This window comes from Streptomyces chiangmaiensis (assembly GCF_036281785.1).
GTDB lineage: Bacteria > Actinomycetota > Actinomycetes > Streptomycetales > Streptomycetaceae > Streptomyces > Streptomyces chiangmaiensis.
This window is the reverse complement of the sequence record NZ_JAYWVC010000196.1, coordinates 1-14,243: the sequence shown is the minus strand read 5'-3', so window position 1 is coordinate 14,243 and position 14,243 is coordinate 1. Positions and strand designations below refer to the sequence as shown.

The 14,243-nt window shown below is 71.7% G+C and carries 9 protein-coding genes; 8 read left to right on the top strand and 1 reads right to left on the bottom strand.

What is annotated here, in order from left to right; genetic code table 11:
• The coding region (locus tag VXC91_RS35070) for a TrmB family transcriptional regulator (protein WP_329511401.1) at window positions 1-814 on the bottom strand (814 nt) is incomplete at its 3' end.
• A 376-nt stretch (window positions 815-1,190) separates the two neighbouring features.
• Here VXC91_RS35070 and VXC91_RS35065 point away from each other — a divergent pair.
• From VXC91_RS35065 to VXC91_RS35030, 8 genes are all read left to right on the top strand, one after another.
• Window positions 1,191-1,778 (top strand): hypothetical protein, encoded by a 588-nt coding sequence (locus VXC91_RS35065; protein WP_329511400.1) that lies wholly within the window; start codon window positions 1,191-1,193, stop codon window positions 1,776-1,778.
• A 517-nt stretch (window positions 1,779-2,295) separates the two neighbouring features.
• Entirely contained in the window at window positions 2,296-3,993 is a 1,698-nt protein-coding gene (locus VXC91_RS35060) for a VMAP-C domain-containing protein (protein WP_329511399.1), read from the top strand.
• Window positions 3,990-5,102: an AAA family ATPase gene (locus tag VXC91_RS35055; protein WP_329511398.1), complete on the top strand. Its 1,113-nt coding sequence runs from the start codon at window positions 3,990-3,992 to the stop codon at window positions 5,100-5,102. Before VXC91_RS35060 ends, VXC91_RS35055 begins: the two co-directional genes overlap by 4 nt.
• On the top strand, window positions 5,103-9,449 hold the full coding sequence (gene fxsT / locus VXC91_RS35050; RefSeq protein WP_329511397.1) for an FxSxx-COOH system tetratricopeptide repeat protein: 4,347 nt from the start codon (window positions 5,103-5,105) through the stop codon (window positions 9,447-9,449). It begins immediately after the preceding gene.
• Window positions 9,450-9,612: 163 nt separating this feature from the next.
• Complete coding sequence (locus VXC91_RS35045) at window positions 9,613-10,776, top strand: alpha/beta fold hydrolase (protein ID WP_329511396.1); 1,164 nt, start codon at window positions 9,613-9,615, stop codon at window positions 10,774-10,776.
• On the top strand, window positions 10,773-11,852 hold the full coding sequence (locus tag VXC91_RS35040; RefSeq protein ID WP_329511395.1) for an effector-associated domain 2-containing protein: 1,080 nt from the start codon (window positions 10,773-10,775) through the stop codon (window positions 11,850-11,852). Before VXC91_RS35045 ends, VXC91_RS35040 begins: the two co-directional genes overlap by 4 nt.
• 130 nt (window positions 11,853-11,982) lie before the next feature.
• Window positions 11,983-12,225, top strand: coding sequence for a hypothetical protein (locus VXC91_RS35035; RefSeq protein ID WP_329511394.1), 243 nt, complete (start codon window positions 11,983-11,985; stop codon window positions 12,223-12,225).
• 129 nt (window positions 12,226-12,354) lie between these two features.
• Window positions 12,355-14,055, top strand: a complete 1,701-nt coding sequence (locus VXC91_RS35030) for an HEXXH motif domain-containing protein (RefSeq protein ID WP_329511393.1) — start codon at window positions 12,355-12,357, stop codon at window positions 14,053-14,055.
• The last annotated feature ends 188 nt before the right edge of the window (window positions 14,056-14,243 follow it).

Below are 14,243 nucleotides of genomic sequence, written 5' to 3'. Positions count from 1 at the left end.
TTCTCAGGAGCAGGAGATCATCCGTGCTCGGCTGGTCGGGGGTCACCGAAGTCGTCGAGACGATGGGTTGTGCCCGTTGCCAGTAGATGTCGAACAGCTCGAGGAGTGCGTCGAGCAGACCTGATTGATGGACGACGGCGATTTTGTCGTACCGTCCTCCGATCAGTGCGACCAGTGCGACACGGCGGTCCATGATCCGCAGCCTGAACGGCACGGTCGGCAGGAGCCGGGCCTGCTCGCCGAGCTGGGCGAGGCGGGTGATCAGCTCGAATCGGCCATGTTGCTCCAGCGCCTCCGGGCTGTACACGGACCGTATGTCGACGCCGCGGTCCAGCAGGTCCCTGGTGAAGGTCTCCTCCAACTCGGTGCTGTAGGGGCCCAGGTACGGTGGCCGGTCCAACACCCAGAAGTGGGTGCGGATGGATTGGGTCAGCTCGGCCACCCGAAGGGTGATCGCCTCCTCACCGGTGATCACCTCCACCAGCTCGGTCGGATGTCCCTGCAGTCGGTTGGCTCGGTACTCGCTTGCCAGGTCATCGACCACGTCCCCCACCGCGGCGAACGCCGCCTCGGAATCGGCTCGGCGTCTGGCGAGCAGTGCGCTCAATGCGGTCCGCGGGCTGACCGGCCGGTACCGGCCGTGTCCTTCTGTGCGCAGCATGCCCAGTTCCACCAACCGGGCCATCGCGTGCCGTGTCCGGCTGGGCGTGGTGCCAAGGTCTTCGGCGATCTCTCGCGCCGTCCGGTCCGGCTCGGCCACAAGCGCGCGGTAGACCCGCTCATCGAACTCGCTGATCCCGAGGGCACCGAGCATCGGGCCTCCTTCTGTCGTCACCGCCCGGCGGAAGTTCGGCTCGGCAGTGGCGCGATTCGCCCGTGGACAATATCAGACAAGAGATCAACCGCATGCCGCCGGCCCCGCGCTGTGGCCGGCGGCCCACATGTCCCACTCACCCATGAGCACGTCCAGCTGCCGCAGTGCGCTGTGGGGGTGTCGGTTGCCGCATCCGTCTCTCCTCTTGTCAACAGGACATCGCCGCGCAGTCATGACCGGAGACTTGGTCGGTTCCTTGAAGTGGGTCTGAGTGCAACGCAAGGTGCGCCCCCTCCGCCGCGCAGTCCCCACGTCGGCGGTGGGCGGATCGACGCCGGCCACCGTCATAGACAGCGGGGTCGGAACGGGCGGTTCCGTGGTATTCACAGTGCAGTTGCGGGAATTGGCGGGCGGGGGCGCGGTGCTGGGCAGGGGGGCGGCGGCGGTGGTGTTCACGGCTGGTCTGCTGGGCCTGGTCGGCTGCTCGTTCGAGCGCGGCGGGGCTGCGGCGCCGCCCACGGCCGCGTCGACCGGCGGCGTGACCTCCGCCACCTCGGCGTCACCCCACTCGACCACAGCCTCCACGTCCCCCGCCGCTCCCGGCAGCCCGACCCCGGTCCCCGTCACGGGGCCCGATCAGAAGTTGGTGTCCATGACCGTCACCGGCGGATTCGCGGGCGTCCACCAGCTGGTCATCCTCCGGGGCGATGGCACCGTCTACATCAGCGAGAAAGGCCGGCCGGTCGTCCGACGTACCAGCGTGACCCAGTTCAAGGAGTTGCGTACGCTGCTCGGAGATCCGGCGCTGGCCGACGTTCCCGAGTTCACCATGAACATGGGGGCGGTCGACATGCTCCAGTACACGCTCCAGTTCAACGGCCGCTCAGTCATGACGGACCGCTCCGGCGACGAGCCCGCGCTCGACCGGCTCATCCATGCCCTCAGCGCCTGGCTGTCGAAGTAGGGACCTCAAACCCCGCGAGCGTCGACTTGGCCGAAACCGGTGACCGGGACGCCGCGGCGTGGACAGGCGCCACCTTGGACGTTCGCTCGAGCGGGGAGTCAAGCGGGGCGGTCGTCGGCGTCTGGCACCCCGCTGCCGCCCTGTGGGGATCCGGGTGCCGGGGAACGGCCGTGGGGCGTGCGGTCGCCCGCACGGGCCCCCTCTTGCGCCGACCTCCGCGTCGGGTCACCGCCACCAGCTGAGATGTCCGACGAACCCGGGGCGTTTCAATGACCGGGCCACGATGCGGTGTTCGAGGTGCCGGAGCCGGTGGATCCACGGCTGTGGGGCCAGGCTGCACCTGCCGTCCCGTTCATCGCATCAAACCCGCCTGGTTAACGGTGAGTTGGCGTGCTAACTTCGCTGGGCGGTACAGACAGGCGTACCGACTCTTGGGGGACGGTCGGTGGAGGCAGGAACGGGACTCGGTGGGCCCGGAGGCGATGTGAGGCGTGCGTCGGAGCGTACGCTTGTGAACGTGCTGACCGACGCCATGTGCCGACTCGGCTGCACCGAAGACGCGCAGAGCCGCCTGGAGCTGGCTCAGTCACTCGGACAGGATCTCGGTCGCCCGATAGACCTGCGGGGCAGCAAACAGCGCCCGGACGTGGTCACCCTGGTGCGTGCGGCGCTGAGCGTCCGGGACGGTGAGCTCGTATTGGTGGACGTCGTCCACGCCTACGAAGGTCCGGAAGCCGCTGCCGAACTGCACCGGCTCATCGCCACGGCGCCCCACCAGCCAACCGCGGTGAACCTCCAGCAGGGGCCACTCAGCGCATACGACATCCGCATCGCGCACGGCCTCCTGGAGGCCGCCGAGGACGTCCTGCCCGCCGACCGGCTGCGCAACGACCTCGCCGCCGACGTCATGTGCGAGGTGCCGCTCCACCGCACTCCCACGCAGTTACTGCGCTACCTGGCAGAGTTCATGGTCGAACCGGACGGTCTGCCGCCCGCCGTCCTGCTTGTCGACCACGCCGCCGAGCAGGCAGCGGGCACCGAGCATGCCGCGGCCCTCGCCGGCTGGGCCGGCTCCTGGGCACAGCACGCCGGGCTGACCCACGTCCTCGAGCAGCGGCGTCTCGGTCGTGCCACCGCAGTCCTCGACCCGGACATTCCGCGCTGCCTGATCGTCGCCGTCGACCCGGCTCGTGACACCTCGGGGGAGATCGTCGTACGGTCCTGGTTCAACACGGGACCCGGCCGCTGGGACCCGCAGCCCGCCGAGCCCGAGGAGACCACCCTCGACCGGCTCGCCTCCGCACTCGAACGGGCCCTGCGTCGCGCCTCGCGGCTGTGGGCCCACCAGCGCCCCGACGGGCCCGCCGAGCACCCCGACCTCGAGCGCCCCACGGCCTACGTCGAGTTCATGCTCCCGTATGAACTGCTGAACCACGACATGGCCGGCCTGAGGCTTCGTTTCGGGGACGGCGCGGCCATGTCGCTCGCGCTGAAATACGCAGTGCACTTACGCAGTCTGGACCGCATGCGGACGGACGACGCGGTCGTCATCGAGGCTTGGCGCGAGCGATGGCGCACGCTGCGCCTGGACGGCGTGAGGGTCCACAGCTGGCTCGGGCCCGACCCCGGCGACCTCGCCAAATGGCAGACCGTACTCGCGGGCGAGCCCGGCTGCACGGCGGTGGTCCTCGACGCGCCCGGCGACGAGTCGGCCCTCACGGCGCTCAAGGCGGCGCTCGCCGAGGGTGTCGGCCTCGCGGTCTGGGACCGCAGGGGGGTTTTCGCGCCCGAGGGCAGGGAAGTGGTGAGTGCCGTGTTCGCCACGGTCTCGACGGCCTCCCAGATCCCCCTGGCGATTCACAAGCTGCGGCGCAGGGCCGAACACGACGTGGCGGGTCCGCGGCTGCTGGGCAGGCACATCGCCTTCTTCTGGGACGACCCGACGCGCCTCGTCGACGTCCACACGGGAGCCGGCCCGATCATGCATGGCGCGGCGGACACGGTGGACGCGCTCATCTACGCAGGGGCCGACCAGCAGGGCGGTACCCTCGGCGGGCCGGCCGGGCAGGACGCCGGCATCGGCGCGCACGGCAGCCATGGCCCCCACGACATCAGCACCGGCGGCTCTGTCAACGGCTCCGGTTCTGTTCACTCCGATCACGCGGCCGATCCCGGCGAAGAGCCGCGCGCCGACACTGAGGAGGCACGGCCATGACGGCGCAGGAGGAGCGCGGCCAGCAGGCCTGGCGGGTGTTCCAAGCCACAGGAGTGCCCCCGCGGGGGACGACGCCGTCCCTGCCGGAGCCGCCGGCCTGGCGCCGGTTCGCGGGCGGGCCCGCCCTGGCCGCGCCGCCCGCGGACGAGCCCGCCGAGCTGCGCCGCCTCGGCCGTGTCGACATCACCCCGTACCTCGACGAGTCCGAGGTCGACACGGTCAACGCGGCCCTGCTGCTGCGCAGGCCGCTGCTGGTCACGGGCCCGCCCGGAGTCGGCAAGTCGACTCTGGCCTATCTGATCGCCCGTGAACTCGGCCTGGGCCGGGTGTTGTCGTGGAACATCGTCAGCCGCACCACGTTGCGCGACGGGCTGTACGCCTACGACGCCATCGGGCGTGCCCAGGCCATAGCCGCTTGGCGAGCCGCGGCGCATGCCGTCGACCCCGTTGACTCCCCGCCTCGGACTGCGTCGCCCGCCTCCTCCTCAGAGCACACCGACGACCTCGCGGATGCGAAGCAGCGGACGTACCGACCGCCGACGCTGGGCGACTTCATCACGCTCGGCCCACTCGGCACCGCGCTGCTGCCCTTCGACCGCCCCCGTGTTCTCTTGATCGACGAACTCGACAAGAGCGACATCGACCTGCCCAACGACCTGTTGCATGCGCTCGAGAACGGCAGTTACGAGGTCGCGGAGCTGGCCCGTGACGCTGCCGAGACGGCGGACGTCCACACCGACGACCCCGGCGGCCGCGCGGACATCCTGCGGGGGAGGGTGGAGTGCCGCCAGTTCCCCATCGTGGTGATCACCAGCAACGGTGAGCGTGAGTTTCCGGCCGCGTTCCGCAGGCGGTGCCTGCCCCTTGAGATGCGTATGCCGGGCAGGGAGCAGCTCCTGGCGATCGTGCGCAGCCACCTCGAAGCCGACGAGGAGCAGGCAGAGCCGCTGGTCGACCAGTTCCTGCAGCGGGTGCAGGGTGGCGGCACGCATTCCCTCGACCAACTACTCAACGCTGTCCAGTTGACCACTATGGGTGGTTTCCAGGCGGACGGTGACGGGCGTAAGCTCGTGGAGTCGTTGCTCCGCGACCTCGCGAAGGGCCGCTGAATGAACGGCTTTCCCGGCGAGCGTTCACCCGGTCCCGGCGACACCGGCCGGTCGGTTCCGTCGGCCCACCCTTCCGGCACCCCCGCGGGCCACGGCATGCTAGACGCGTCGGAGTCCGCTCCTCACTGGCAGGAACTCGCCGACGCCGTCTGGCTCGCCGCGTACTGGAACAGCCGAGGCCACACCCCCGGCAGCGGTGAGGCCGAGGTGCCGTCGCCACTGCAGGAGTCCGAGCCCGGGCCGCCGCCGGCGCGGATGCCCGAGTCCTCCTTCACACCGCCGGCCCCTGCCCCCGTGCCGCCGCCGATGCCGGACGCCGACCCAGAGGGCCCGCTGACCCTGCGCCTGGGCCGGCCGCAGCTGCCCCTGCCCAGGTCCGAGCGGCCCGAACCCGCCCGGCGTACCGCCCTGCTCGCCCGTTCCCTGCACCGTGCCGGCCGGCGGGTCCCCTCCCGTACCGCGCTGGAACTCGACGAGGCCGCCACCGCTGAGCGGGCTCTGTCGGATGACCTGTGGTTACCGTGCTTCCGGCGCGCCGAGGACACCGCGTTCGATCTGGTCCTGCTCACCGACGACGCCCCCACGGTGCGGATCTGGGACGAGGACCTGGCGAGGCTGACCTCCGCGGCGGAGGCCAGCGGGGCCTTCCGCGACGTCCGTTCCGTCAAGGTGGTCCTGCCCACAGACGGTGCGCCCGTGCTGCGCTGGAACACCACATCGGGCGCCGACCCCGCCGAACTCCTCGACGGCAGCGGCACCCGGATCTTCCTCGTGGTCACCGACGGCCTCGCGCACGGCTGGGCGGGACGGGCCGCCGACGCGCTGCTCACCCGCCTCGGCCGCGCCGGGCCCACCGCGATCGTCCATCTTCTGCCACCGCACCTGCGGCACCGCTCGTCGCTCTACCCGTACCCGGCGGTCCTGGAGGCGGGCGGTTTCGGGGCGCCCAACCCGGGGCTGCTGCACCGCCCGCCGACCAGCGGACCCGACCCGGTGCGTCCACTGCCGGAGGGCGGAGACGACACCCTCCCCGTGCCGGTGCTCTCGCTCAAGCCTCAGTCGCTGGCCGCCTGGGCCGACCTCGTGACCGGCGAACGGGGAGTGCGGCACGCGCTGCCCGTCGTGCTGGCGGGGGCGCTCACCAAGGGCTCGCCCACACCCGGCCTGAACGCCCCACCCCACGGCCTACCCGCCGCCGCCCGAGCCATCGTGCGCCGCTTCCGCACCCTCGCCACTCCGGCGGCACGCCGCCTCGCCGCCCATCTGGCCACCGTGCCCCTCGACTTCGGCCTCATCGATCAACTCCGTCGGCGCGCCATGCCCGAGACCGGCCCCGCTCATCTCGCGGAGATCTTCATGGGCGGCCTCATCGACTGGGACGGTGCGGGCCAGGGGCGCCCCGATTTCGCCGAGGGGGTGCGCGAGGCCTTGCTCGCCACCACGACCCGCCCTCAACTCGCCCGCATCGTCGGCCTGCTCGGCGAACTGCCCGCGGCCGGCGATGGCGGAATGGCGCTTCGGGCCGCCGTGCGCGACCCCGCCGGCATTCCGCTGCCTGATCCGTGGGACGACTGGTGGCGCCCTGAGCTTGCCATCATGCGGGCGCTCTCCGGGCACGCATACAGCGAACGGGCTAACCGTATTGAACTCCCGCAAAATGGTATGAATCGACGCGACGTTGTTCCTGCTGGGCCTGCTTCGGAGTCGTCGTCCGACACGGACGGCGACGATGTGGAGCAGACCGATAGACCCTCTGGAGAGCTCGTGCCGATTCCGGTCCTTCCCACATCCGACCCTCAAGCCCCGGAGGCTGAGCCACCCATGCACAGCAGCACCACCACCGCAGGGAACGCCCTTCTGGTGAACGTACCTCTTCGGAACACATCGTTCGTCGGACGTACCGCGCTGCTGGCACAGGTGGAGGAGCAGCTGGAAGCTCAGGACGCCGCGGCGGTGCTGCCGCACGCACTGCAGGGCCTGGGCGGTGTCGGCAAGTCGCAGCTCGCCCTGGAGTATGTGTACAAGCACCAGCAGCAGTACAAGGTGATCTGCTGGATCCCCGCCGAGCGCGAGAGTCTCATCCTCGGTGCGCTCTCACAGCTCGCCGCCCGGCTCGGCGTCGTTCCCGCCGATGCGGAGAACCGGGGCGCCCCGGCCGCGAACACGGCGGTGCCCGCGGTCCTGGAAGCGCTCAGTACGGGCGTTCCGTACGACAACTGGCTGCTGGTGTTCGACAACGCGGAGGACATCGAGACAGTCCGCGGCTACTTCCCCGCCAACGGTCCAGGCAAGATCATCGTCACCTCGCGCAACCGCGACTGGGACCGGGTCGCCACCCCGCTGCCGGTGGACGTCTTCGAGCGCGCCGAGTCGATCCAGCTGCTGCAGAAGCGCTCTCCCGGCCTGTCCCGCGACGAGGCCGGGCGGCTCGCCGAGGCGCTCGGCGACCTGCCCCTCGCCATCGAGCAGGCGGGCGCCTGGCTGGGCGTCACCGGCATGCTCGTCACCGAGTACCTCGCCCTCCTGGACCAGCGCAGCCCGGAGATCCACGAACTCGACCCCAACCCGGACTATCCGGTCTCCGTCGCCGCCGCCTGGGACATCTCGCTCGGCCGGATCGCCGAGAACAACCCCGGCGCCCGCAAACTCCTGGACATCTGCGCGTGCATGGCCCCCGAGCCCGTGCCGCTGTCGCTGCTTCGCGGCAGCCGCGGCATCGACATCGCGCCCGAGGTCAATCCGGTGCTGCGCGAGGCGATCAAGCTCAGCCGGGCCATTCGCGACCTGGGACAGTTCTCCCTGGTGAGACTGGATCTGCGCAACGACACCCTGCAGATGCACCGGCTGCTGCAGAACGTGCTGCTGACCAAACTCGGCGACGAGGAGCGGCAGGCGACCAGGGACGCCGCGCACCAGCTGCTGTCCGCGGCGAAGCCCGGTCAGCCCTCCTCGTCCCTGGAATGGCCCGCCTATCTGGCACTGCTGCCGCACATCCTCACCTCCGAGGCGGTGGCCAGCGACGACACCTGGGTGCGCGAGCTCATCTACGAGACGACGTCGTTCCTGTACTACTGGGGCGACCACGAGAACGCGGTCGTCCTCGCCCGTCAGGCGCGCGAGACCTGGACCAGGACCTCCGGCGAGACCGACGCCCAGGCCCTGCGCATGTCCAAGCTCCTGGCCTTCTGCCTGCGGGTGCTCGGCCGGGTCGCCGAGTCGATCCCGCTCAACGAACAGGCACTGGAGATCTCCCGCCGCGCCGATGTCGAGGAGGAGGAGCTCCTCGACTCGATGACCCAGATGTGCGATGCGCTGCGCTACCAGGGAGCGTTCGCCCAGGCACGCGACCTCGCCCAGGAGGCGTACGACAGGGCCATTTCGCAGTTCGGACTCGATGACCCCACCACCCTCCAGGCGGCGCACGCCCTCGGTGTGGGGCTGCGGCTGTGCGGGCAGTACCGGGAGGCGCTCGCCCTCGACCAGGACACGTACCGCCTGCGCGACTTGCTGTTCGGCCCGAACAGCGGCCTGACCTTCAACACCCTGAACGCCGTTGCCCTCGACATGTGCGAGAGCGGCGACTACCCCGGGGCACGGGACCGTCAGGAGGAGACGTACCGAAGGCAGCGCGAGGCGGTCGGCGAGGGCAACCCCACCGCCATGGCCGCCGCCCGCAACCTCGCCGTGTTCCGACGCCGCGACGGCGCCGTGGCCGAGGCGGCGAAGCTCTCCGAGGACACGCTGCGCCGTCTGACGACACGCTACGGCGGCGACCACTCGGCCGCCCTCACCGTGGCGATCAACGTGGTCGTCGACCGGCGGCTGGTCGGCGACCTGGAAGGGTCACGCTCCCTGGGGGAGGAGACCGTGCGCCGCAACACGCAGCGCCTGGGTCCCGACCACGCACACACCCTCATCACCATGGCCAACCTGGCGGCCACCCGGCGCGCCCTCGGTGACGTGTACACGGCGCAGGAACTCGACGACGCGGCGGCGGCGCGCCTCGCGGCGACCCTCGGCAAGCATCATGTGCTCACCCGGACCGTCGCCATCGGCCAGGCCAACAACCACTACGCCCGCCTGGACTTCGAGCGCGCCCATGAACTCGACCAGGCCAATCTGCCGCTGCTGATCGAGGCGGTAGGACAGGACCACCCGCTGACCCTCGCCTGCACCGCCAACCTCGCCCTGGACCTGCGGGGGCTCGGACGTGGAGCGGAGGCCGACGAACTGGGCTCGCGGGCCGTCGAGGGCTTCTCCCGCGTGGTGCGCAGCGACCATCCCTGGCTGCTGGCGGCCCAGCAGCGCCGGCGCATCGAGTGCGACCTCGCGCCGATGCCGCTGTAGAAGACCGCGCAGAAGGTCCGGAGCCCGAAGGGCGGTGACACTGCGTGCCATCGCCCGGGTGCCGTGCGGAACATCCGTGACACACTGGTGATGTGACGATGTGACAGTCAAGTGCCGGCCGTGGCGTGCCATCACGGCCAGGACGCCGACGGGGGTTGCGCGTATGACAGGGACGACGGTCGTCTTCATCCACGGGACCGGGGTGCGCGAGCCGCGCTTCACCGCGCTGGCCGGGAAAGTCCGCGCCGCGCTGGACGCCGAGCGGTCCGGGCTGCGGTTCGTGCCGTTCTACTGGGGCGGCACCCACGGCGCCACCCTCGGCGCCGGCGGTGCCAGTCTGCCGCCCTCCACGGGGCAGTCCCGGACGCCCGCTTCCGGGGACGGTGACGACATCACTGCCTGGGGAATCCTCTACGACGACCCTGACGCCGAACTCGCCCTGGCAGCGGCCGCCGCGCCACCCAAGGCCGAGCGCGCTCCCGGCGCGCCCCGCCCCGAGCAGACCGTGCGTCTCCGCCTGGGCGAACTGGCCGCCCAGGGGGACGCGGCCGCGGCCGAACTGGGGCCGGGGCTCGCCGAGGCCGCCACGACGCTGGCCGCCCACCCCTTGCTCGCACCGGCCGCCGCCGCCCTGTCCCCGGAGGACCTGGCCGTCCTCCTCGCCCGCGCTCTGACAGCCCGTGTGGTCGCCGCCGCGCTCGACGCCGACCAACCTCTGATCTCCGACGGCGACACCCGCGACGCCGTGGCCGCCCGCCTCGCCGAGGCCCTGGGTGCGCCACCCGCGGGCAGCGGGCGCACCCTGCGCGGACGTCTGCTGCGCATCGCGACGGGTGCCGCGGCACGGGCCGCCCTGCGTCGCCGTCGCGCCCTCACCGAGGCCGCCCACCCCGCAGCCGGCGACATCCTGCGCTACCTCAGTCGCGGCGAGCCCCTCAGAGCCGAACTACGCGCGCTGATAGGCGAGTTGCCTGCGCCTGTGGTCCTCATCGGCCACAGCCTCGGCGGCATCATCGCCCTCGACACCCTCGTCGCCGCGCCGCTGCCCCAGGTCCGCCTGCTGGTGACGGCCGGTTCCCAGGGGCCGTTCCTGTACGAGTCCGGCTCCCTGCCCTCGCTCAGCCACCCGCAGCCGCTGCCGCCCCATGTTCCTGACTGGCTGAATCTGTACGACCCCCGCGACCTGCTCGCCTACCTCGGCGCGGGACTCTTCCCCGGCCGCGTCACAGACGTGTCCGTCGACAGCCGCCAGCCGTTCCCCGCCGCGCACAGTGCCTACTGGGCCAATCCCGCCGTCTACCGCCACATCGTGGACCGTCTGCCGTGAATCGCCTCTGCCCCGAACGGGTGCACGCACTGATCGTCGGCATCGAGCGGTACGATGCGGGGCCCGCCTGGGACCTGCCGGGACCCGCCCGTGACGCCCTCGCCTTCCACGCTCTGCTGCGCGCCGCAGGAGTCCCGGACCCTCAGCTCAGGCTCCATCTTGCCCCGTCGGCGAACTTCACACCGGACATGCCGTACGCGGCCGCCGACCACGCCACGCTCCGGCGCACCCTCGTCCACGAACTCTCCCCGGTGCAGGGCGACATGCTGTGGGTGTGGTGGGGCGGCCACGGCGTCCTCGACCGGGCCGGGCACACCCGGCTGTTCTGTGCCGATGCCACGACCGGCGACAAGGTGGCCATCGACCTGGAGTCTGCGCTCGACCGGTATATGAGTGACGCCGTGCCGTCCTTCGCCGAGCAGATGTGGATCGTCGACGCCTGCGAGACGTTCGAGGAGGACCTGGACTTCCGAGAGCCGCTGTCACCGGACGCCCTGCCCAACGGGCACCGGACTCTGGCCCACCGTCAGACCGTGCTGCGGGCAGCGGGCCGAGGCCGGGAGGCCGCCAACGACCCCGCGCGTGCCACCGGCCTCTTCTCTGAGATCGTGCTCGCCCTGCTCGCCGATCGGGCCGCCGGACTGCCCGCTCCGCCGGACCCGGAGGCGCTGTTCCCGGCTGTGCGCACCCAGGTGGCCGAACTGCGGGCCAGGCACCGGACGGCGCAGCTCCCGGAGATCCTGCTGCGCGGCCCGGAACGGACAGAGGTGCTGCCGCCCGCCACACCTCAGGTGCCCGTGCGCTCCCCGCTGCCGCGCGCTGTGGCCGCGTTGCTCGCGTACCCGCTGATGACGGACCCCACTGAACGGCAGACCGTGGTCGGGCAGCTCAGCCCGGCTCTCACCGGAACGCTGCCCCGGCACTCCAAGGCGCGTACCGATGTCACCGGCATCCTCGCCGCGCTGCGCCGCCGGGGCCCCGCCGCGCTGCGAGAGCTGTACGACGCCGTGGTCGCCGTCGACGACGACCCCGAACGATCGGCGGAACTGGACTCGGCCCTTCAGGAGTTGACATGAAGTCAGTGCCGACCCGGACGGTTCGTATGATCACCTGGCCTGATCGCACAGGTTTCCGGCGTGGGCCCGCTTGGCCATGATGGTAGGTGACGAGGCATTGCGTGCCACCGTGTGTGAAGGGGGACCGATCTTGCAACAGCCAGCACCCGCCCGGCGCGACACCGACGTCGCCGCCTTCCATCCGTCCTCCACGTCGGACGCCGCGGGAGCCACTGCCTGGGAGTCGGAGCTGGCAGACCTGACGGGAATGCCTCTCACCGAGGTGGAGTCACTCACCCCTCTCTCGCCAAGGGCCCGCCTGCTCGGGGAGGTGCTCCGCGCCCGCTCCAGCATCCGCGGAGGGGGAGGTGACCCACCCGGCCGCGCCGAGTAACCCCGCCGACCCGCCCACTCACGAAGGCCGCGCGCAATGACCCAGCACGGTACGACCACGCTCGGCAGTGCACCTCCGTACGGAGGGCGGAGCCCGGAGCCGTCCCATCCACCGCGTCCGCCGCTCACGATGCCCGACCACCTCTTCGGGCAGCTCGCCACGGGCGGCGGCTCACCCGAGGCCCTGGCATTCCTGGAGCGCGGTGAGCGCGCGCGCCGACTGCTGCTCCTGCGCACCCTGCTCGACCGGCTCGACGTCCTGCCCACGCCGCTGACACCGCCTGCGCGAGCCTGGGCCGTCGTCAAGGAGGCGGCCGAGGTGGCGCCCCACACCGTGGAGCAACTGCTGCTCGCACCGAGCACCGGCAGCTGGCTCGGCCATGTACTGCGCCGCAGCCACGGCACGTCCTCCGGGCCGCCGATGTGGGCCGAGGCCGGACACCTGTGCGCGCTGGCCGTCGTGGCGGCCGTGCGCGCGGGCACCACCGCCGACCTGCTCGTCCCCCTCATGAACAGCGCCCTGCACCTGCCCGGCCTCGGGCGCCTGCAACTGCCGGGCGTGGGGCCGCACCCCACGGTGGGACGGGCGCGGGTCGACGGGGGAGAGGTCTTGGTGGACCTGCCGGGCGCCCCCGGTGTGACACCGGTGCGCTGCCGGCCCGCCACCGTCCCCGCCGGCACCCCGGGGGCGGCGGCCTCGGCAGGACCGCACTGGCTTCCGCTGCGCACCCTCGCCCTCCCCGCCGCCGCGGGCGGCGGAACCGTCCTGCTCGACGACCTCGATCCGTACCGCGACCTCGACGAGCCCGTTCCGGCAGAACGACTCGACGACGATGAGGCGTTGGCCTGGCAGCGGCTGTTCGACGAGGCTCTGGAACTGCTCGGGGCGGGTACCGGGAACGGCCTGGACACGATGGACGGGCCCGGGAGGCTCGTCCCGGCGGCGGTGCGCGTCGTGGTCCCGTGGGGACGCACCGCGACGACGCCCCCGCCTCCGCCCTTCGTCCGCACCTCCGCCACCAGCGGCGACGCCTACGGCGCCATGGTGATCTCACGCCCCGCGACGGCTGTCGGCCTCGCCGAGACCCTGGTTCACGAGTTCCAGCACAGTAAACTCGCCGCCCTCCTCCACCTTTTCGAGCTGATCGACGACGACCGCACCGAGTGCCATTACGCCCCCTGGCGCCCGGACCCGCGCCACCTTCCCGGTCTGCTGCACGGGGCGTACGCCTTCACCGCCGTCACCGGCTTCTGGCGCGACCGTCTCGCCGACGATCCTGGCAGCCCCGTCGCCGCGTACCACTTTGCGCTGCGCCGGCTGCAGACCCGTCTCGTCGTGCGGACCTTGCTTGGCAGCGGCCGGCTCACCGCGCCCGGACGGCGCCTTGTGTCCGGGCTTGCCGCGACTCTCGACGGCTGGCTGCGCGACCCGGTGGACGTGGCCGCCCTCACCCGGGCGCGTACGGCCGCCGCCCTGCACCGCACCGAGTGGCGGCTGCGCAATCTTGTCCACGAAGGGCCCAGTGCCGGGCCCCGCCTCCGCTCGTGCGCTCATCGGTGGGCCGACACCCGCACCCACGCCTTCGCCGAGCCACCGGCCGCGCCCCGCACCGCCGACGAGTACCTGGCCGCCGGCGACTTCGCCGGTGCTGTCTCCCGATACGCCACCCTGCTGGCAGGCACCCCGGACGATCCGGCCACCTTCGCCGGCTGGATCGTCGCCCGGGCCGCGCTGCACCCGGGCCGCGGCGACACTCGGCGCGCGCTGGCCCGCCCCGAACTGCTGACGGCTCGACCGAGGGGGGAAGCGGGGGCTGAGGGGTCGGACTGAGGGCCGGGGATTCCCTGCGCCGGAGAATCCCACATGGGGCCACAGGAGGGGTGCACGGCGAACTGCTTGTACTCGGGATCAAGCGGATCCATCTCCGGCAGGCGTCAGAAAACTCCGCCCATGCGACCTGAATCCTTGGCGGCGCCTTGCTTCACCTGACTGCGGCCTCACCTGTCGGTGATCTCGGC

Bases quoted from the DNA above. Each gene is read 5' to 3' on its own strand.
- VXC91_RS35030 (WP_329511393.1), top strand. From the start codon at position 12,355: ATGCCCGACCACCTCTTCGGGCAGCTCGCCACGGGCGGCGGCTCACCC.
- fxsT (WP_329511397.1), top strand. From the start codon at position 5,103: ATGAACGGCTTTCCCGGCGAGCGTTCACCCGGTCCCGGCGACACCGGC.
- VXC91_RS35055 (WP_329511398.1), top strand. From the start codon at position 3,990: ATGACGGCGCAGGAGGAGCGCGGCCAGCAGGCCTGGCGGGTGTTCCAA.
- VXC91_RS35045 (WP_329511396.1), top strand. From the start codon at position 9,613: ATGACAGGGACGACGGTCGTCTTCATCCACGGGACCGGGGTGCGCGAG.